We start from the raw sequence: 20,129 nt of genomic DNA on the forward strand, positions 1-20,129 counted from the left end.
TTCCGCGGCCTGCGGCCGTCGAACCAGCCTAGTGTCAGCGGGTCCGGCGCCGGGACCCGACCCCCGCGGTCACGCACGCCGCGACGAGGGTGAGCGCCGCGCCCGCCACGGTCGCCGCGTGCAGCGTGCCGCCGGTGCCCGGCGCGGCCGCGTCGAGGGCCACCGAGCCGACGATCTGGCCCGCGATCGTGGCCATCGCGAGGGTCAGCACGCCGAGCGGGTGCGCGAGACGCGCGGCCATCGCGATGAAGGCGACCCCGATGACCCCGCCCAGGTAGAGCAGAGGGTTCGTGGGCAGCGGGCCGGGGACGTGCCCGGTCACGAGCGCGTGCACGAGCGCTCCGGCCACGAGGGCGGCCGTGCCGACCACGAAGTTGGCGGCGGTCGCGACCCACGGGCTCCCGGCGTGCTGCGAGACCCGGCCGTTGACCGCCTGCTGGAGCCCCATCGCGATGCCCGCGACCATCGGCAGGGCGAGCGCGTACCAGGGCGCCGAGGCCGAGACGCCGCCGGACATCGCGAGCGCGACCGCCACGACCATGAGCGCGGCACCGACGAGGCGCCGCACCGTGAGGGGCCGAGCGCCACCGGGCCCGAGACCCGCCCGGTCGACCACGAGGCCCGTGACGGTCTGGCCCGCGACGACGAACACGATGAACAGCGCCACCCCGATCAGCGCCACCGAGAGGCCCTGGCCCAGCACGAACATCGCACCGCCGAGGCCCCCCAGGGCGAGCGGGATCGGGAAGTCCCCGGCACGGAGGTCGCGCCAGAAGGCCGCCGTGTCGCGTCGCAGGGGACGCGAGCAGGCCGCGATGACCGCGAGCAGCACGAGGCCGGTGCCGAACGAGATCGCGGCGGCCGTGAAGCCGTCGTGGAGGTCCGTGCCCAGGCGGGAGTTGATGCGCGACTGCACCGCGCCGAGCACGCCGCCGACCATGGCGGCCGGCAGCGCCCAGAGGGGTGCGTGGTGGGAGGAGGCGGGGCGGGTCACGGGCGACCACTGTAACGGGGGCGGGAGTCCGTAGACTCGGGGAGTCCGATACCGATGACACAGGAGGTGCGGCATGCCCGCCGACGAGACCGTGAACGGATCCGCGAACATCGACGAGCCCGACAACCCCGAGGATCTCGATCGCATCGAGCCCGGCGCCGACGGCCCGATCGGGCAGGGCGTCGAAGGCGCCGACACGATCCTCGAGGAGGACCGCTTCCACGACGACGAGGACGGGCTGGACCGCTACGGCGACCTCGAGGACGCCCAGGGCGTCGACGAGAGCGCCGCGGCCGAGCAGGGCAACCGCGACGAGGACGAGATGGTGTCCGAGGGCGACGACGCCGAGGAGGTCGCCGAGCTCGGCGGCGACGACGAGGACGTCGACGTCGTCGAGGCCGGGGACGAGCCCCTCGACGAGGAGCGCCTGGCCGCGGGCCTCGACATCGACGGCGACGCCGCCGGTCTGGCGGGCGACGTCGAGGGCGAGGACCCGCTCGCGGGCGGCCCCTCCGCCTCGTGACCGACGACGGCAGCGACGCCTCGCCCGTGCACCGGCCCCCGCGGGTCGGGGTGCGGGCGGCCGTCGTGCGCGACGGTGCGATCCTCCTGAACCACTACCGCACCGCCGAGGGCGACGTCTACGACCTGCCGGGCGGCGGCCAGGACCACGGGGAGACGCAGGACGAGGCGCTCGTGCGCGAGTGCCTCGAGGAGACGGGCGCGCGCATGCGGCCCTACGGCCTCGCGTGCCTCTACGAGATGATGACCGATCGCGCGCTGCGCACGGGCGCCTCGATCGAGCCCTTCCACCAGCTCAACGTCGTGCGCTGGTGCGGTCTCGAACCCGGCGAGGAGCCGGGCCTGGGCACCGTGCCCGACGAGCACCAGGTGGGCGTGGCCTGGGTGCCGGTCGAGCGGCTCGACGAGGTCGACGTGCGGCCGCGCGAGGTCGCCGCGTGGCTCATGGCCGATCCGAGCAGCCGGCCCACCTGGCTCGGGACTCTCTGAGCCGCGTCACTCGACCGCGGACAGGTCCTTGTCCTCGTCGGCTCCCGGCTCGTTGGGCTGGACCAGGATGCGGATGGGCTTCACACGGGCCCACACGATGAAGGCGACGCCGACGACGACCATCACGATGCCGGCCCACAGGTTGGCGTTGATGCCGCCGGTCTTCGCGGACTCGGCGTCGGTGAAGTCGAAGATCCCCATCGCGAGGACGAGGAGCCCGAACAGCCCGATCAGGGTGCCGATGAAGGTGCGGATGTCGAAGGCGCCCGCGGACTCGACGTGCGCCTCCTGGGGAGCGTCGGATGCTGGTGTGCTCATGGTGGCCTCCTTCGGACGGCTCAGGCGAACAGGACGTTCAGGACGATGACGAGGCCGAGGGCGAGCAGCGCCATCGGCACGGGACGCCCGTAGATCGGCAGCTGCTTCTCGTCGGGGTCGACGAGATCGGCCTGCGGGGTCTCGGAGTACACGAGACCCTTGAGCTCATGGACGGGCTTGGGCCGCGTGCGGAGCGTGACGAGGACGGAGACGACGATGTCGACCACGAAGGCCGTCGCCGCCGACAGGAAGGCGAGGCCCTGGCCGGCGCCGAGATCGAACCAGTGGCCGAACGTCGACCCGCCCCACAGCACCATCGCCGAGACGGTGCCCGCGACCAGGCCGGTCCAGCCGGCCGCCGGGGTCATGCGCTTCCAGAACATGCCGAGGATGAACGTCGCGAACAGCGGCGCGTTGAAGAACCCGAACAGGGTCTGCAGGTAGTCCATCAGGTTCGAGAACGAGGCCGCGATGAGCGCCGTGAAGATCGCGATCACGCACGCCGCGGCCGTCGCGATGCGGCCGACACGGATGTAGTGCTGGTCGGGCTTGTCCTTACGGACGTACTGCTGCCACAGGTCGTAGCTGACCACGGTGTTGAACGCCGAGATGTTCGCGGCCATGCCGGCCATGAACGCCGCGAGCAGACCCGCGATCGCGACGCCCAGCAGGCCGTTGGGCAGCACGTCGCGCATGAGCAGGAGCAGGGCGTCGTTGTAGGAGATGCCCATGTCTCCCGCCGCCGCGTCCTTCGCGAACGACAGCTGCTTGAACTCCTTGAGGTCGGTGACCAGGACGGCCGCGATCATGCCGGGGATGATCACGATGAAGGGCACGAACATCTTGGGGAACGCCCCGATGATCGGCGTCATGCGCGCCGAGGTGATGTCCTTGGACGCCATCGCGCGCTGCACCTCGACGAAGTTGGTGGTCCAGTAGCCGAAGGACAGCACGAACCCCAGGCCGAACACGATGCCGATGATCGACAGCACGGGGTTGGCGAAGCCCGAGAGCTGCTCGCCGGGCCACGTGTGCAGCTGCTCGGCGCCGAGCATGCCGTCCGCCCCGACCCGCTCCTTGAGGCCGTTCCAGCCGCCTACGCGGTGCAGCCCGATCAGGGTCAGCGGCAGCAGCGCCGCGACGATCACGAAGAACTGCAGGACCTCGTTGTAGATGGCCGCCGAGAGGCCGCCGACGGTGATGTAGAACAGCACGAAGGCCGCGGCGAGCACGAGGCCCACCCACATCGGCCAGCCCAGCAGGCGGTTGACGATCGTCGCGAGCAGCGAGAGGTTCACGCCCGCGATGAGCAGCTGGGCCACGGCGAAGCTGATCGAGTTGACGAGGTGGGCGCCCGTGCCGAAGCGCATGCGCATGAACTCCGGGACGCTGCGCACCTTCGAGCCGTAGTAGAAGGGCATCATCACGACGCCCAGGAACAGCATCGCCGGGATCGCGCCGACCCAGAAGTAGTTCATGGTCGGGAAGCCGTACTGGGCGCCCGTCGCGGACATGCCCATGACCTCGACGGCGCCGAGGTTGGCCGAGATGAACGCGAGACCCGTGACCCAGGCCGGCAGCGACCGGCCCGAGAGGAAGAACTCGATCGAGTTGGAGACGCCGCGCTTGGCGTACCAGCCGACACCGAGGACGAAGACGAAGTACAGCGCGACGATCAGGTAGTCGATCCAGTGCGCGTCGAGTCTGACCGAGACCATGGCAGCTCCTGGGGAAGGGAACGGGACGGCCGCCGGGCTAGGGATGACAGGCCGCTGACGCGCAACCGTACACCTCGGTGCGATGCAGGTCACGGAACCACCCGACCGGGGGTTAGGGTCGAGGCGTCCCCGGCCACCGCCGTCCAGGAGGCACCGTGTCCCCGTCCCTTCCCCCTGACTCCTCCGCTGGCTCCTCCGCCGGCTCCTCCGCGGCCGCCGTCCAGGAGGACCCGCCGCCGCCCGTCCAGGTCGAGGAGGACCCCCGCTCCGACCGCCGCTGGACCCCGCCGACGATCGCCCTGTGGATCGTCATCGCCGTGCTCGGCGGCGTCGGCTGGTTCATGGTCGCGATCGCCCGCGGCGAGACGGTCAACGGCGTCTGGTTCGTCTTCGCCGCCGTCTGCAGCTACCTCATCGCCTATCGCTTCTACTCGCGCTTCGTCCAGAACCGGCTGGTCCGGCCCGACGACACGCGCGCGACCCCCGCCGAGTACGCGTACGACGGCAAGGACTACGTGCCGACCGACCGGCGCATCCTGTTCGGCCACCACTTCGCCGCGATCGCGGGCGCCGGGCCGCTCGTGGGGCCCGTGCTCGCCGCGCAGATGGGGTACCTGCCCGGCACCATCTGGATCATCCTCGGCGTCATCTTCGCGGGCGCGGTCCAGGACTTCCTCGTGCTCGTCATCTCGACCCGTCGCCACGGGCGGTCGCTCGGCAAGATGGCCCGCGACGAGCTGGGGCTGGTCGGCGGGATCGCGGCGTTCATCGCGACCCTCTCGATCATGCTCATCATCATCGCGATCCTCGCCATGGTCGTGGTCAACTCGCTGGGCGAGAGCGCGTGGGGCGTCTACAGCGTGGGTCTGACCATCCCGATCGCCGTGCTCATGGGTGTCTACCTGCGCTACCTGCGGCCCGGCAAGGTGTTCGAGGTGTCGGCCATCGGGGTGGTCCTGCTGCTGCTCGCGATCGTCTCGGGCCGCTGGGTGTCCCAGACCGACTGGGGCCAGGCGCTGTTCCACCTGGACCGTCCCGTGCTGGCCGGCATCATCATCGTCTATGGCTTCGTCGCCGCCGTGCTGCCGGTGTGGGTGCTGCTCGCCCCGCGCGACTACCTGTCGACCTTCATGAAGATCGGCACGATCGTCATGCTCGCCATCGCGATCGTCGTGGTGCGGCCCGTCATCACCTCGCCCGCGGTCTCGGAGTTCGCCTCACGCACCGACGGCCCCGTGTTCACCGGCGCGCTGTTCCCGTTCCTCTTCGTGACGATCGCGTGCGGCGCCCTCTCCGGGTTCCACGCGATGATCGGCTCGGGCACGACGCCCAAGCTCGTCGAGAAGGAATCGCAGATGCGCATGATCGGCTACGGCGGCATGCTCATGGAGTCGTTCGTGGCGATCATGGCGCTCGTCGCGGCGGTGTCGATCGACCGCGGCATCTACTTCGCGATGAACTCGGCCGCGACCGCGACGGGCGGGACCGCCGAGGGTGCGGCGCAGTTCGTGAGCTCGCTCGGCCTGACCGGCGTGGACGTCGACGCCGCGACGATCGAGCAGACGGCGCGGGACGTCGGCGAGGAGTCGATCGTCTCGCGCACGGGCGGCGCGCCGACCCTCGCGGTGGGGCTCGCCGGGATCATGCACAAGCTCGCGGGCGGGCCCGGCATGATGGCGTTCTGGTACCACTTCGCGATCATGTTCGAGGCGCTGTTCATCCTCACGAGCGTGGACGCCGGGACCCGCGTGGCCCGCTTCATGCTCGCCGACCTGCTGGGCGGGGTGAACCGGCGCTTCCGCGACCCGTCGTGGCGCATCGGCGCGTGGATCACGACCGCCCTCATGGTCGCCGGGTGGGGATCGATCCTGCTGATGGGCGTGCTCGACCCCCTGGGCGGGATCAACACGCTGTTCCCCCTGTTCGGCATCGCCAACCAGCTGCTCGCCGCGATCGCGCTCGCGATCTGCCTCGTGGTCTTCGCGCGCAAGGGCCGACGCTGGAGCCTGCTCATCATCGCCGTGCCGCTCGTCTTCACGGCGGCGGTCACCATCACCGGCTCGTACCAGAAGATCTTCTCGTCTGACCCGAAGGTGGGCTACTGGGCCAACCACGTCGCCTATCGCGACGCGCTCGCCGCCGGCAAGACCGAGCTCGGGCTCGCCACCACGGTCGACGACATGCAGGCGGTCGTGTTCAACACCTTCGTGCAGGGATCGCTGTCGATCCTGTTCGTCGTGTGCACGATCATCGTGCTGCTCGTGTCGCTGTGGCGCGCCCTGCAGGCGCTGCGCGGCGTCAACCTGATCGACACGGAGGAGCCGCGGCACGCCTCGGAGCTGTTCGCCCCGAGCGGCATGGTCGCGACCCCGGCGGAGAAGGAGCTCGGCGCGCGGTGGCGGCAGTGGCTGGACCGTCATCCCGAGAAGGACCTCGAGTCCGCGGGGCACCACGGATGAGCGCGGGGGTGCTCGCCGCGACCGGGCGCCGCCTGCCGGCGGTGCTGCGCGAGATCCGTCGTGTCGCGCGCGGGATCCTCGGCTCCGACGCCTATGACGTCTACCTGCACCATCACGCCGTGACCGGGTGCCGGCACGAGCCCCTCAGCGAGCGGGAGTTCTGGCGGCGCCGGTACGACGAGCAGGGGCGGCGTCCGGAGGGACGCTGCTGCTGAGCAGGGCCGAGGCCACGAGCGCGGCGGTCCACGCGAGCGGCGCGACCGCGGCGGGACGTCCCGTCGCGATCACCTTCTCCGGGAGCGACCCGCTCGCAGTGCGGTGGCCGGCGAGCCAGTCCAGGAGCTCTGCCGCCCCGGTGGCCTGCGCGAACATCGCCGTCTGCGGTGTCCAGGTGATCCCGTCGCGACGCCACAGCGCTCCCGGCGCGACCCCGCCGGCCGGACGCGCCATCGCCGTCCGCGCCGCGTCGAGGTGGCTCCGCACGTCCGGGTCGTCCTCGAGCGCGTACGGCGGCAGCAGGAAGAGCATGCCCGCGTCCGCCCCCGCGCGCCCGGCGTAGCGGGAGTAGCCGGTGGGGCCGAAGCGGCTCCGCACGAGGGCGCGCAGCTCGCGGGCCCGCTCCCGGGCCCGCGCGGCGAGGGCCTCGTCGCCGGTCGCCTCGGCCTGGCGGGCGCCGCGCTCGAGCCCGACCGCGACGAGCGCGCACGTCGCGATCGTCGGGCGGGCCTCGTTCCGCTCCCAGTAGTCGGGCGAGGCGGGCGGCATCGGGGTCGCGCCGTTCGTGAGCTCGAGCAGGAGCGTCGTGCAGCGCCGGGCGGCGAGGGCGACCGCGTCCTCCTCGCGCAGGGCGGGCTCGGCCGCGGCGACCTCGTCGAGCGCCCACAGGTACCAGCCGGTCCCGTCGAGCTGGCGGCGTCGGGCGTCGGGCGGGGTGGTCGTGCCGGGCACGTAGCGCGCCTCGAACCAGCCGTCGGGCCCGCACAGCCGCGCGAGCTCCCGCACGATGCCGGCGGCCCGATCCGTGAGGCCGAGCCGGGCGAACGCGAGGGCCACGTGGGCGCTGTCGCGCGGCCAGACGAACCACCAGCCCCTCGACCACGCGGCGACGGGCGCGGCGAGCCCCGCGGAGAGCACGTGCAGGTCGAGTGCGGCGCCCAGCAGCAGGTCGTGGCGGGCGGGGGCGAGGTCGTGCGCGGCGGCCGCGGCCTCGACGGCCTCGCGCACGGCGCGCTCGTCGTCCTCGAGGGCCGCGAGCGGTTCGGCGTCGATGGCGATCCGGGTGCCCGGGATCGCGCCCGCGGAGCCCGGCGTCACGGCGACGCGCCGGCCGGGCGCGGTGAGCACGGCCGTCTCGGTCCACAGGGAGTCGAGCGCCCAGTGCTCCCGGTCGGGGTCCGCGGCCGCGGTCGTCGCGACGACGGCGGCACCGCCGATCCCGAGCGCGGTGCGCAGCACCCGGCGGCGCGACGGGGAGGACATGGGCGATCGGTCTCCGTCGTCGTCAGTCGCCGCGGACGAAGGCGGCGAGGTGCTCGGCGAGCTGCCGGCGGGAGGGCTCGTGGCAGTACATCATGTGCCCCGCCTCGTAGTAGGCGATGCGGATGCGCTCCTCGTAGTCGTCGCGATCGATCGCGAGATGGGCCAGCACGTGCTCGGAGGCGTGGAACGGGGTGGCGGCGTCGTGGTAGCCGTGGGCCACGAACACGCGCAGCGCGGGCAGCTTGCGCAGGGCGCGCGCGAGGTCCGAGGCGACCTCGACGGAGCGGTTCTCGAACTCGCGGTAGCTCCACGGGTGCACCCGCTCGGACATGATCTCGTAGACGACGTCGCTGACGACGCCGAGGTCGTGGCGCAGGTAGCGGTTGATCCCGGCCGTGTAGGCGGGGGCGAGCTGGTCGATGGACGGGTCGGTCTCCATCTGCGCGGCGTTGCCGTCGCCGGCGGGCGCGGAGAAGCGGCCGTCGATGCGGCCCACGACCCGCCGCTCGTCGCGCAGCAGCTCGGCGAGATAGGCGAGATGCTCGGGGCGCAGGTCGGCACGCTCGACCCACGCCGGGTCGACGCCGATGAGGGCGCCGATGCGCTCGGCCGCGTCGGCGCGCTCCTCGAGCGGCAGCCGCAGACCCTGTGCGAGCAGGCCCGGGTACTCCTGCTCGGCGAAGGCCTCGGCCTCGTCGACCACCTGCTCGAGGCTGCGGCCGGGATGCTTGCCGTGGGCGTGCGCGATTGCCGCGTAGGTGGGCAGGTAGTGCAGGAACGGGGCGTCGTTGCCGGGGGTGAAGAACACCGTGCCGAAGTCGAGCACGGGGGAGAGGAGCACGATGCCGCTCGTGGCCACGAAGTAGCGGTCCATGAGGCGTGCGGCGATCGCGGCGGCGCGTGTCGTGCCGTACGACTCGCCCAGCAGGTGGATCGGGCTCGTCCAGCGGTCGTGACGGGTGAGCCATTCGAGGATGAAGCTCGCGATGAGGTCGCGGTCGGCCGCGAAGCCGTGCAGGCGGTCGGGCGCGGCACCCGGCGAAGGACGCGAGAACCCCGTGGTCATGGCGTCGACGCACACCAGATCCGCGTCCCGCAGGATCGTCTCGCGGTTCTCGGCGAGCGCGTACGGCGGGGCGGCGGGGCTCGCCGCGTCGCCCGCGAGCACGCGGCGCGGGCCGAGCAGCCCGAGGTGCAGCCACACGGTCGAGGAGCCGGGGCCGCCGTTGAACGCGAACACGACGGGCCGCTCGGACGGGTCCTGGTCGGTCTCGACGACGTAGCTGACCGCGAAGAGCTCGGCGTAGGGCGTCGAGCGGGCGTAGGTCTCCCCGTGCGGCTCCTCGCGCAGCACGTAGGTGCCGGCGGTCGCGGTGTAGCGGAGGGTCTCGCCGTCGAGCGCCAGCTCGTGCGCGGTCACCGTGAGGTTGTCGTGGGGCTCCTCGGGGCGAGGGGACTCCGGGGCGGGCGCATCGGCGTGGGGGCGGGCGGCATCGTCGGGCATGCCAGCGATGGTACGGGCCCCGGGGGTGGTCCGGTGGGGCGAGGTCGGCGAGACTGGGGCGATGGAACCAGCTCTCGTACGACGTCGCAGCACCTTGACCGCACCCGTGCGTCTGGCCGCGCTCGGCCTGGGCGGAGCCGGTGGGGCGGCGGCGCTCGCCGCGTGCGGGGCGGGCGACGAGGACGCGGGACTGCTCACCGCGGATGTCGAGCGCCAGGAGCCCGGGCCCGTCGCACAGGCCGGTCCCCTCGCGGTGCCGTTCACGGCGCGTCTGCTGGCGGCCGCGGACTGATCCGCGACGAACCTCGTGTGCTCCCCGCTCTCGGCGCAGATCGCCCTGACCATGGCGGCGCTCGGTGCGGCGGGCACCACGCGCGAGCAGATGGAGGACGTGCTGGGCGCGGGCGTCGAGGAGCTCGCGGAGGCCGCCAACGCGCTCTCGGCCGCCCTCGCCGAGGTCGGCGAGGACCAGGCGGCGGAGGACTCGGGGGACGACGCCGAGCCGGACACCGCCTCCCTCGCCGACGGGGTCTGGGTGTCCGAGCGTCTCACCGTGCGCGAGGACTACCTCGAGTCGCTCGCACGGCACCTCGGGGCCGGTGCGCACGCCGCGGACTTCGTGGACGAGATGTCGCGGGAGCAGGCGCGCCGGAACATCAACGCCTTCGTCGAGAAGGCCACGGACTCCCTCATCGAGGAGCTCATCGGCGAGGGGGTGCTCGCGGAGTCGACGGTGATCGTGCTCGTCAACGCGCTCCATCTGGCGGGCTCGTGGGGCACGCCCCTGCTCGAGCCCCAGGGCGAGGACCCCTTCACGCGCGCCGACGGCTCGACGGTCCCCGTCGGCCTCCTGCGCGGGACGACGACGTCCTGGTACGAGGACGAGCTGTGCCGCGCGACCCTCCTGGGCGCCCGGGGCGGCCTCGGCCTCGCGCTCGTGCAGCCCGTCGCCGAGGTGGGCGCCGTGCTCGACGGCTGGGCGCAGGCGGCCGCCGATCCCACGACGGGGCTGGGCGCCCTGCTGACCGCGCTCGCCCAGGGCGACGGGGCGGAGGTCCAGCTCGCGCTGCCCGCGTTCTCGACGCGTACGTCCCTCGAGCTCGGCGCGGTGCTCGAGCAGCTCGGGATGACCGGCGCCTTCGCCGAGGGGGCGGACTTCTCCGGCATGGCCGACGACGGGGGCATGGTCCTGAGCGAGGTCCTGCAGCAGGCGGTGATCACGGTCGACGAGCACGGCATGGAGGCCGCCGCCGCGACCGCCGTGCTCGGGTCGGCGGCCTCGGGATATGCGGGGGAGCCGCATGAGCTCGTGCTCGACCGGCCCTTCCTCTACGTCGCCTGCCATGTGGAGTCGGCCGCCCCGCTCGTGATCGGCTGGATCGGGGACCCGACCGCGGAGGACGGCTGAGGCCGAGACCGGCTGGCGGCGGCTGGCGGCGGCTGAGGCTGGGACCTGCTGAGACTGAGGCCAGCTGAGGCCGAGGCCAGCCGAGATTGAGCCGGCGGCTCGGGCGAAGGCGGAAAACCGCTGGGCCGCACGATGTCGTGCCTGCCATGATCGGCCGATGCCGACGCGACTGACCTGGGGAGACCTGCCCGACACCGTGCACGCGCGCGTCGAGGGGGTGCTCGGGGAGCGCGTCGTGGCGACGCGCGGGGCGACGGGCGGCTTCTCGCCCAGCACCGCGGAGATCGTGCGGGGTGTCTCGGGACGGGCCGTGTTCGTCAAGGCGGTGCGCGCTGTCGATAATCCCGACTCGATCGTGCTGAACCGGCGGGAGGCGGACGTGCTCGCGGCGGTGCCGGGAGCGGCGCCCGTGCCGGCGCTGCTCGCGGTGTTCGAGGAGGGGCCGTGGCTGGTGCTCGTGACCGAGGCGGCCGCCGGGGCGGTGCCCGAGCTGCCGTGGGACGCGGGCCAGCTCGATGCGGTGCTCGCGGCGCTCGACGAGCTGCAGGAGGATACGACACCGTGCCCGGTGCCGGGCCTGCCGCCGATCGGCGAGCTGCTGGGCGAGGACCTGTTGGGCTTCGAGCGGGTCGCGGCGGACCCTCCGGCCGATCTGGACCCGTGGATCGCGGCGCGTCTGGGGGCGCTGCGCGCGGCCGCGCGAGAGGGGATCGCCGCTCATGGGGGTGACACCCTGGTGCATGGGGATCTGCGAGCGGACAACCTGCTGATCGCGGGGGACGGGGCGGATGGCCGGGCGGGCGCCGTGCGCTTCGTCGACTGGGCGTGGGCGTCGCGGGGGAGCAGGGTGGCCGATGCGGTGCAGCTGCTCGCCTCGGTCGAGGACCCGCAGGGCGTGCTCGACGTCAACGGCCGACTCGATGCCGTGCTGGATCGCCATGGCGTGCCGCGCGAGGTGGGGACGGCGATGCTCACGGCGATCCTGGGGTTCTTCGTCGATGCGGCGCGGATCCCGGACAGTGCGACGGTGCCTGGGTTGCGGGCGCATCGGACCCGACGTCGCGATGCGCTGCTCGCGACCGTGCGGGAACGCTGGGACCGGTGACGGTGACGGTGACTCGGACGGGCGGGAAAGCCTGAGGGCCGGTTTGGGGCGGGTCAGGTCTGGACTTGATCGGCCGGATCGGCACTGGTCCGGCCTTGGCCCGGATCGGCCAGGGCGGGCGGCACCGGAGCCTCGGCCGAGGGAGGCGGGAGTCCCTGAACACGCGAGCTGCTGCGCCGGAGCGCGCGGACTCTACGGGTCGGGGAGCGGAGGGGCATCGGTGCCAGGGTCATCGGTGTCGTCCGGAGTGGATGGGTCGGCCGGGTGGTCCTTGGTGTCGGAGTCGTCGTCTACGCGCGGCGAGCTGATGGCGCCGGGGTCTGGTGGAGGGCTGGCGGGGTCGCCAGTGGTCCTGGCCCCGTGGCCTCCTGGGCTCCCGGCCTCGACATTCGAGGGATCGTCGGTGCTCTCGCGGGGTCCGAGTGGTGTGAGGTGGCAGGTCGTGGTCGCGCCCCCGGGACTCGCCCACGTCACCGCCGGCGCGCCGTCACTGTCCCGGGTGGGGGTGACGATCCACCCGGCGTGGTCCTTGAGCAGATTGCACCGGACGCAGAGACCCTGCGCGTTCGCATAAGACGTGGCTCCACCGTCAGCGTGCGGAGTGACGTGGTCGATGTGACGCACGGTGGCGTTGCACCACGGACTCGCGCACGTCGACTCCCTCCACCGCACCATCTGCTCCAACGACGCAGGGAACGCCCGGGCACGCGAGTCCATCGCCACCAGCTCACCCGTCGTGGGGTGCGTATACAGCCGTCTCATCGTCGCGTTCATGGAGGCGTCGGGGTGTTCGTCCCAGCCAGGTTTGTTCTTGTACCCCGGTGGCTTCCCCGCCAACGTGTCGGCGATGATCTGGGCGGGGATGGGACCGTAGCCCTCGAGGTGGGCGAGTTCCCCGGCCCCGTCTGGGGAGAGCAATGCCCGGTCGGTGATCACGACGCCGATGGTGATGCGGCGGTGGCGGTAGCGGTCCGTCGAACGGTGGTTGGTGTCGGGGAAGTTAGGGGCACGCACCTTGTACGGGCCTGAGACATCATGGTCACCACCCTGGCCCGGGCCGGGGATGTCACGGTCCCGCATCTCGACGCGACCCTCTGCATCGGGAGCGATGACCCCCACGGCCAGAGGGATCCCCTCGAATTCCACATCAGGCAGCGACTCGCCCGAGACAAACGGGTCCCATGCCCGATCACCGCCGGTGATCGCGTCGACCAGGGCATCAGCCTCGAGCGCCCGGACCCCATCGATCGCCCCCTGAGCACGACGGGCCTCGGCCTCGGCACGGAGGGCTTTCATCACCGCGCTGGCATCCACGGCTCGCACCGTGGCGGTCACGGCGACCATGTGGTCATCCAGCAGGCGCGTCCGCACACACCGCCCGCGGGCTGCCCGTGCGGCACGGTGCCGGGCATCATCCGGGTCCTTCGCATCCCGTAGAGCACGGACTTCGGCACCCAGACGCCGTGTCCCCACACCGTTCAGGCGTGCAGGGTCGGCGGTCAGGGCCTCATCGATGGACTCGGCGACATCAGGGTCAACGTCATCGAGCGCGACCGCGATCGCCCGGGCCTGCTGCTCGGTGACCCGCCCCGAGGCGAGCAGGCCGAAGGTGCCGGGGAGCTGGGTGACCAGACGCTGCGACGCGGCCAGGGACATCGACGACGCCGACGGCGAGACTCGGCGCGCCAGGCTCAGCTCCTGCGCGGCCGCGCGCCCCTGATCCGCCGTCGGGACGCCACGCATGGCGTCGGCGTCGGCGATCCGGGTCGCGGCCATGACCTGCCAGGTCGCGTCCAGGGCCGCGAGGGTGGAGCGGAGCTCATCGATGACCGCGACCACACCCAGGGCCTCGGCTGCAGAGCCGGGCTCGGTGTCGACCAATCCATCACGCATCGCCACCGGGGCCTCCACCGCTGCCAGCACCCCCGCGAGGATCGACGCCACGACCTCCCGTGCCGCACCGGCGCGGCTGAGCATCTCCGCCTGGGCGAGGACCTGGGACAAGGCATCATCAGCGGGGGCGGTGCAGTCGCCGTCAGTTGCGGCAGTACCCGAAGGCACGCGGGTGCTCGACGGGAGCGACCCGTCATTGCGTCTCGATGCCGTTCCCTCGGTGGGCATCGACCTCGTGCTCGTGCCGCGCGCCGGAACGTCACCCCCTCCCGACCGCGACAGGGCAGGACCGTCCGCGCCCAGTGCCCGGGCGCGGTCATCGCGCTCCGGGCCCTCGGCCCTCGAATGATCCCGTCTTGTCGTCATGCCCCTATTCTTCCGAGAGGGTCTGACAAACGGGACCGCACTCCGGAGACCTTTTCGAGAATGTGGAAAACTGGCTCTTCAGAGTTGAGTGTGGGGTGAGGCGTCGAGACCGCCGGTGATGAGGAGCATGCGGAGTCGGTAGTGCTCGAAGTTGCGGAACCCTCTGGCGATGCGGCGGCCGAGTTCGATGATCCCGTTGACGGCCTCTGTCCCGCCGTTGCTCGCGCCGTCGGTGTCGAAGTAGGCCAGGAACGCGGTCTTCCAGCGGCGTAGCGTCTTCCCGAGCCGCGCGATCTCGGGGATCGGGCACGATGGCAGCTTCTCGATCAGCTGCTCGGCCAGTCGACGACCCCGGGCGGGTGTGGGCTGGTGGAACACGTCTCGGAGGTCCTGGACGCAGTGGTAGGCGACCTCGACCTCGATGTGAGCGGGATGGGCGTCGAAAGCGCTGGCCAGACGCACCTGTTGCCTGCTCGTCAAGCGTTCTCGGCCGGCGCGAAGGACGTTGCGGATCCCGTAGAGAGGATCACCCTTGCGGCCGCGGTGGCCGAGGGTCTCCTGCTGGATCCGGCGGCGGACGCCGTCGATCGCAGCCCCGCCGAGCTTCACGATGTGGAACGCATCCAGTACGCAGGTGGCATCCTCGAGGCGGTCATCGATCGCGTTCTTGTATCCCTGGAACGGATCCAGCGTCGCGATGTCGATACTTTGCCGGAACTCCTCGCCCCGCTCGTCGAGCCAGTTGCGATAGACCGTCCCGGATCGGCCCGGGACGAGATCGAGAAGCCTCGCGGTCGGGTGGGGGCCGCGCGTCAGATCGACCATCCCGGTGAGTTCCTTCGGACCACGCCGGCGAGGATCACGGTGATGCCAGACATGCTCGTCCACGCCCAGGACATGCACTCCTTCGAACCTGGACGGGTCCTCGGCGGCCAGGGTCAGGACGGGCTGGACCTGGGACCAGAGCGTGTTCCAGGTGGTGCCGAGCTGCCGGGCCAGGCCCTGGATCGTCGCTCCTTCACGGCGGAGCTGGCTGATCGCCCACCGAACCGCACGGATGCTCAACAGTCCCCGCGGTGCGCAGACCTCGGGATCCTGTTCGAGGAACGTCGCCACGGGACAGATGTCCTCGAGGCAGATCCAGCGGCGCTTCCGCCACCGGATCCGCACCGGCCTGCCGGCCCAGGGCGCATCGATCATCTCGACCATCACACGGCCGTGACCAGTCGCGATGACTCCACAGCCAGGGCAGCCCGTGACCGGATCGCAGGACTCCACCTCGAGCATCAGGCCTGAGGGAGCCTGCGAGACCGCGATCAGGTGAAGGCCGGGGAAGTCCAGGAGAAGATCGCATCTCCCACAGCGATCGAGCGCGTCAGGGCATACGCAACTATGGTTGTGCATCGTCGAGGTCCTTGGTGCGAGCAGAGGTAGAAGTCCGCTCATCATCCGGGACCTCGACGCCTACCACCAGCTACCCCGCACCACCGGCGCACCCACACTCAACTCTGAAGAGCCGGAAAACTCTGCGTGGGGAGGGAACGTCGAATGGGACGGTGGAAGGCGGTGGGTGGCTGTCGAGGCATTCCGGTGGAAGCGGGCTTCGGGCCGGGCAGGTGCAGCTGAATCCGCAAGCATGGGCGCGGACTTGTGGCAGACAGTGAGCAGGGTGGCCGTGCTCGATCGGGGCGAGCGGGCCCCGTGACGGAAGGGCCGACGAACGAACAGATGCCATGGCGGAAAGGTGGTAAGCCAAGCTGTCGGAGCTGTCGGAGCTGTCGGAGCTGTCGGAGCTGTCGGAGCTGTCGGAGCTGTCGGGCCCGGCGGCTCCCGGAGGCAGGGAACTCTCCACCCTGGATGCCGTCCGACCTCGAGTCGGGGCTCCGTCGCCGCCCTGTCGGTCGAGAGGGAGCCCATCCGCCGTCGCCACGAGGTCGCCGTTCAGGCCGGAATCGAGATCCGTGGCGAGATTGCAGCTGGAGGCGGAACTCCCCGAGCATCGAGATCGCCGTTTCCGGTGGAATCCTTGGCCGGTGCCGCATCGAGATCGCCTTTTCGGGTGGAATCCTAAGGAGATTCCGCCCGAAAAGGCCATCTCGACGGGGGCAGGTCGGCGGTCGCGGCGGGTGAAGGGCGGGCGGGGATGTGAGAAGGGATGATCGTCCGACGCCCCGACGCCCCGACGCCCCGACGCCCCGACGCCCCGACGCCCCGACGCCCCGACGCCCCGACGCCCCGACGCCCCGACGCCCCGACGCCCCGACGCCCCGACGCCCCGACGCCCGGCGGGCCCCGGTGCCCGCTCCGCCCCTCGCTGCCGGACACCGCTCCCGTCCCCACTTCCGCCCCGCCGACACCCCGCCAGCCCCCGCGCACCCCCCACCCCGCTCGGCCCGCTCCACGGCCCTGATGTGACCCCCGTCCCAGTCGCGCGCCATACTGAGGGTCGACTCAAGGAGGAGCGATGAGCGAACTGCGTCGCCACCGGGCGGCTTCTTCCCCGCCACCCGGGCCACGGCCCCGGTCCGGCTCACGTGCCCGAACGACCAGTCGGCGCGCCGTCCTCGGCGGCGGAGCCGCGGCCCTGGCCGCCGGACTCGCCGCGTGCACGAGCACGGGTGCGGCGACGGTCAACAGCGGGCCCACCATCCCGGCCTCGTCCGGCAAGGTCACGCTCACGTACTGGGCGTGGCTCAAGGACCTGCAGAAGGTCGCCGACGTCTACAACGCGACCCAGGATCGCATCGAGGTCCGCGCGGTGTGGATCCCCGGCGGCGACTCGGGCGGCTACGCCAAGATCCTGTCGGCCGTCGCCGCGGGCGGCGGCCCCGACATCGCGCAGGTGGAGCTGCGCGCCGTCCCCGAGTTCGCGCTCGCGGGCGCCCTCACCGACGTGGGTCGCTACGGCGCCCTCGACAAGGAGAGCGCCTTCGACCCCGGAGCCTTCGCGCAGGTCAAGATCGGCGACTCGGTGTGGGCGATCCCCCAGGACACCGGCCCCGCGGCGATGTTCTACAACCGCCAGGTGCTCGAGGACGAGCTGGGCCTGACCCCGCCCGAGACCTGGGACGAGTTCCGTGAGCTCGCGCAGCACGTCAAGGACGCCGGCAAGACGATCATGACGATCGACCCGGGCGACGGCTCGGTCCTCCCCATGTGGGCCATGCAGCGCGGCGCCAACTGGTTCGAGCCCAAGGGCGACACGTGGGTGCTGCACATGGCCGACGACGTCTCCCTCGAGGTCGCCGACTTCTGGGACGGCATCATCAAGGACCAGCTGATCGGCACCGGCTACGGCTCGTTCTCGACGCCGTGGATGGCGGCCGCCGGCAAGGGCGACGTGCTCTCCTACATCGGCGGCTCGTGGGGCGACGCGCTCATCGAGGGCGTGCCCGACGGCTCCGGCAAGTGGAAGGTCGCGCCCATGCCCCGCTGGCAGGACGGCTACGCCTCGGGCGGCCTCGGCGGCTCCTCGGCCGCCGTGCTGTCCACGAGCCAGCATCCCGCCGAGGCGCTCGAGTTCCTCACCTGGATGTGCACGGACCCCGCCGGCATCGACGCCATGATCGAGTACTCGGGCATCGGCTGGTCGCCGTCGGCCGACTACATCGGCAAGGAGCGCGAGAAGCCCTCGGAGTTCTTCAGCGGCCAGAACTACAACGAGGACGTGATCCTCCCGATGGCCAAGGGGCAGAACCTCGACTGGGTGTGGGCCCCGCTCATGCAGCGCGTCAACGCCCGGCTGGGCGACGGCATGCTCTCCGTGGTCGGCGGGTCCAACACGTTCACGAAGATGCTGCCGCAGGCACAGGACGACATCGCCGACATCATGCGCAAGATCGGCCTGAACGTGGAGGTGGCCAAGTGAAGAGCAAATGGGCTCCGTGGGCGCTGATGGCGCCCTTCCTGCTCCTGTTCCTGTTCACGATGGTCCTTCCCATCGTGATCGCGATCGGACAGAGCTTCATGACGGTCGAGCGGCGCGGTCTGCTCGGCGAGGAGGGCGTGACCAGCCGCTTCGCCGGACTGGAGAACTACATCTCCGCGCTGACCAACGACAACTTCATCAGCGCCATCGGGCGCATGCTGCTGTTCGGCGTGGTGCAGGTGACGGTCATGATCGTCGCCTCGACCGTGCTGGCCCTGCTGCTCGAGAGCGCCTCGGCGAAGTGGCCCGGCTTCTTCCGGGCCGCCTACTTCATGCCCTACGGCATCCCGGGCGTGATCGCCACGATCCTGTGGTCGTTCCTGTACGTGCCGGGCCTGAGCCCGATCGTGGACGTCCTCGGATGGGTCGGCATCAACGTCGACTTCCTGGGACCGAACATGGTGCTGTGGTCGATCGCCAACATCGTCACCTGGACCTACACCGGCTACAACATGCTCATCATCATCGCGCAGCTGAAGGCCATCCCCGGTGACATCTACGAGGCCGCGAAGATCGACGGCGCGAGCGCGATGCGCATCGTCACGTCGATCCAGATCCCGCTGATCCGGCCGGCGCTGCTGCTGACGATCATCTTCTCGATCATCGGCACCCTGCAGCTGTTCGCCGAGCCCCAGGTGCTGAGCTCCATGAGCTCCGGCATCAACTCCGAGTACACCCCGAACCTGTCGGCGTACGCCTACGCGTTCCAGTACAACGACATCGGCATGGCGTCCGCCGAGGCCGTCATCATCGCGCTGGCGGCCTTCATCCTGTCGGCCGTGGCGCTCGGCATCTCGAACCGCATCGGGAGGAAATCATGAGCACGGCGACCGACACCACGGTGCGGCGGGCTCCCGCGCGCGGCGCCAAGAAGGGGCATGAGACCCGCACCGCGGGCACCAAGCCGACCACCACGATCATCGTCACCGCGGTGCTCGTGATCGTGGCGATCTACTTCCTGCTGCCCGTGTACTGGGTGATCGTCAACGCCACCAAGTCGACCGACGCCCTGTTCGGGACCAACGGCTTCTGGTTCGGCGGCAACTTCCAGCTCTTCGAGAACATCCGGAACGTGTTCACGGCCAACGGCGGGGCCTTCCCGCGGTGGGCGCTCAACTCGCTCCTGTACTCGGGGGTGGGCGCCCTGTTCGCGACCTACTTCTCGGTCGCGGCCGGCTACGCGCTCGCCAAGTACGACTTCCCCGGACGCAACGCGATCTTCGCCTTCGTCCTGGGCGGCGTGCTCGTCCCGGGCACCGCGACCGCTCTGCCGCTGTTCCTCGTGTTCAGCAAGATCGGCCTCACCAACACCTACTGGGCGGTGCTGATCCCGTCGCTGCTGAGCCCCTTCGGGCTGTTCCTGGCACGGATCTACGCGGGCGCCGCGATCCCGGACGAGATGCTCGAGGCGGGTCGTCTGGACGGCGCGGGGGAGATGCGGATCTTCCATTTCCTCGTGCTGCGCCAGCTGATGCCGGCGATCGTGACGATCTTCCTGTTCCAGTTCGTCGCGGTGTGGAACAACTATCTGCTCCCCCTCGTGATGCTGGCCGACGAGAGGCTGTATCCGATCACGCTGGGCCTGAACAACTGGCGTGCGCAGACCGACCGTCTCCCGGAGTTCTACGAGCTCACGGTGGGTGGCGCGCTGCTCTCGGTGATCCCGCTCGCGATCCTCATCATCGTGCTGCAGCGGTTCTGGCGCGGCGGCCTCACGGAGGGCTCCGTCAAGGGCTGAGCCGACGGGGACGGCTGTGCAGTCCGTTCCCCACGCAGTGCGCACAATGGGCGACCTCGCATTCCACAATGCGAACAATCGCCGCCCATCGTGCGCACTGCTGGAATTGTGATTGCACATCCGTTGCCGCTAGTCTTTCACGCACGGAAAGGCCTGCGTCACCCGGCGACGGTCCTCCTCGTGAAGCAGTATCGCCATCGGACCGCGG

General features: G+C 71.1%; 17 protein-coding genes. 10 read left to right on the forward strand and 7 right to left on the reverse strand.

The annotated features are described in order from the left end of the window. Positions 1–34: 34 nt before the first annotated feature. Entirely contained in the window at positions 35–994 is a 960-nt protein-coding gene (locus BRM3_RS04975) for a DMT family transporter (protein WP_263594986.1), read from the reverse strand. A 73-nt stretch (positions 995–1,067) separates the two neighbouring features. Here BRM3_RS04975 and BRM3_RS04980 point away from each other — a divergent pair, with 73 nt between their 5' ends. Together BRM3_RS04980 and BRM3_RS04985 are read left to right on the forward strand one after the other, a co-directional pair. Beyond that, a complete protein-coding gene (locus tag BRM3_RS04980; RefSeq protein WP_263594987.1) occupies positions 1,068–1,517 on the forward strand; it encodes a hypothetical protein in 450 nt (149 codons plus the stop codon). Then, complete coding sequence (locus BRM3_RS04985) at positions 1,514–2,005, forward strand: NUDIX domain-containing protein (RefSeq protein ID WP_263594988.1); 492 nt, start codon at positions 1,514–1,516, stop codon at positions 2,003–2,005. Before BRM3_RS04980 ends, BRM3_RS04985 begins: the two co-directional genes overlap by 4 nt. A 6-nt stretch (positions 2,006–2,011) precedes the next feature. Here the strand turns inward: BRM3_RS04985 and BRM3_RS04990 are convergent, their stop codons facing one another. Both BRM3_RS04990 and BRM3_RS04995 read right to left on the reverse strand, forming a co-directional pair. Next, on the reverse strand, positions 2,012–2,323 hold the full coding sequence (locus tag BRM3_RS04990; protein WP_263594989.1) for a hypothetical protein: 312 nt from the start codon (positions 2,321–2,323) through the stop codon (positions 2,012–2,014). 20 nt (positions 2,324–2,343) lie between these two features. Beyond that, positions 2,344–4,041 (reverse strand): sodium:solute symporter family protein, encoded by a 1,698-nt coding sequence (locus BRM3_RS04995; RefSeq protein ID WP_263594990.1) that lies wholly within the window; start codon positions 4,039–4,041, stop codon positions 2,344–2,346. A 155-nt stretch (positions 4,042–4,196) separates the two neighbouring features. Between BRM3_RS04995 and BRM3_RS05000 the strand changes: the two genes are divergently transcribed. Together BRM3_RS05000 and BRM3_RS05005 are read left to right on the forward strand one after the other, a co-directional pair. Next, a complete protein-coding gene (locus BRM3_RS05000; RefSeq protein ID WP_263594991.1) occupies positions 4,197–6,500 on the forward strand; it encodes a carbon starvation CstA family protein in 2,304 nt (767 codons plus the stop codon). After that, complete coding sequence (locus BRM3_RS05005) at positions 6,497–6,715, forward strand: YbdD/YjiX family protein (RefSeq protein WP_318152441.1); 219 nt, start codon at positions 6,497–6,499, stop codon at positions 6,713–6,715. Before BRM3_RS05000 ends, BRM3_RS05005 begins: the two co-directional genes overlap by 4 nt. Here BRM3_RS05005 and BRM3_RS05010 read toward each other — a convergent pair. After that, positions 6,645–7,979, reverse strand: coding sequence for a glycoside hydrolase family 15 protein (locus tag BRM3_RS05010; protein WP_263594992.1), 1,335 nt, complete (start codon positions 7,977–7,979; stop codon positions 6,645–6,647). The genes BRM3_RS05005 and BRM3_RS05010 overlap by 71 nt on opposite strands. A 22-nt stretch (positions 7,980–8,001) precedes the next feature. Further along, positions 8,002–9,483: a S10 family peptidase gene (locus BRM3_RS05015; RefSeq protein WP_263594993.1), complete on the reverse strand. Its 1,482-nt coding sequence runs from the start codon at positions 9,481–9,483 to the stop codon at positions 8,002–8,004. 61 nt (positions 9,484–9,544) lie between these two features. Between BRM3_RS05015 and BRM3_RS05020 the strand changes: the two genes are divergently transcribed. From BRM3_RS05020 to BRM3_RS05030, 3 genes are all read left to right on the forward strand, one after another. Further along, entirely contained in the window at positions 9,545–9,775 is a 231-nt protein-coding gene (locus BRM3_RS05020; protein ID WP_263594994.1) for a hypothetical protein, read from the forward strand. A gap of 15 nt (positions 9,776–9,790) precedes the next feature. Beyond that, the gene (locus BRM3_RS05025; RefSeq protein WP_263594995.1) at positions 9,791–10,891 is read left to right on the forward strand and encodes a serpin family protein; all 1,101 of its coding nucleotides are present in this window, start codon (positions 9,791–9,793) and stop codon (positions 10,889–10,891) included. A 157-nt stretch (positions 10,892–11,048) separates the two neighbouring features. Beyond that, positions 11,049–11,996, forward strand: a complete 948-nt coding sequence (locus BRM3_RS05030) for an aminoglycoside phosphotransferase family protein (RefSeq protein WP_263594996.1) — start codon at positions 11,049–11,051, stop codon at positions 11,994–11,996. 192 nt (positions 11,997–12,188) lie between these two features. On the opposite strand, the gene BRM3_RS05035 is transcribed toward BRM3_RS05030, so the two are convergent. After that, positions 12,189–14,000 carry an HNH endonuclease gene (locus BRM3_RS05035; RefSeq protein ID WP_263594997.1) on the reverse strand — a complete coding sequence of 604 codons (1,812 nt, stop codon included), beginning with the start codon at positions 13,998–14,000 and terminating at the stop codon, positions 12,189–12,191. A gap of 333 nt (positions 14,001–14,333) precedes the next feature. Continuing rightward, positions 14,334–15,659, reverse strand: coding sequence for an ISL3 family transposase (locus tag BRM3_RS05040; RefSeq protein ID WP_263595400.1), 1,326 nt, complete (start codon positions 15,657–15,659; stop codon positions 14,334–14,336). A 1,060-nt stretch (positions 15,660–16,719) separates the two neighbouring features. Here BRM3_RS05040 and BRM3_RS05045 point away from each other — a divergent pair. From BRM3_RS05045 to BRM3_RS05055, 3 genes are read left to right on the forward strand one after another with little or no spacing between them, the layout of a single operon-like run. Continuing rightward, positions 16,720–18,123 (forward strand): ABC transporter substrate-binding protein, encoded by a 1,404-nt coding sequence (locus BRM3_RS05045; protein ID WP_263594998.1) that lies wholly within the window; start codon positions 16,720–16,722, stop codon positions 18,121–18,123. Beyond that, positions 18,120–19,004 (forward strand): carbohydrate ABC transporter permease, encoded by an 885-nt coding sequence (locus BRM3_RS05050; protein ID WP_263594999.1) that lies wholly within the window; start codon positions 18,120–18,122, stop codon positions 19,002–19,004. Before BRM3_RS05045 ends, BRM3_RS05050 begins: the two co-directional genes overlap by 4 nt. Beyond that, entirely contained in the window at positions 19,001–19,921 is a 921-nt protein-coding gene (locus BRM3_RS05055; RefSeq protein ID WP_263595000.1) for a carbohydrate ABC transporter permease, read from the forward strand. Before BRM3_RS05050 ends, BRM3_RS05055 begins: the two co-directional genes overlap by 4 nt. Positions 19,922–20,129: the final 208 nt, after the last annotated feature.

Origin of the sequence: Brachybacterium huguangmaarense (assembly GCF_025725725.1) — a bacterium.
GTDB classification, from domain to species: Bacteria; Actinomycetota; Actinomycetes; order Actinomycetales; family Dermabacteraceae; genus Brachybacterium; species Brachybacterium huguangmaarense.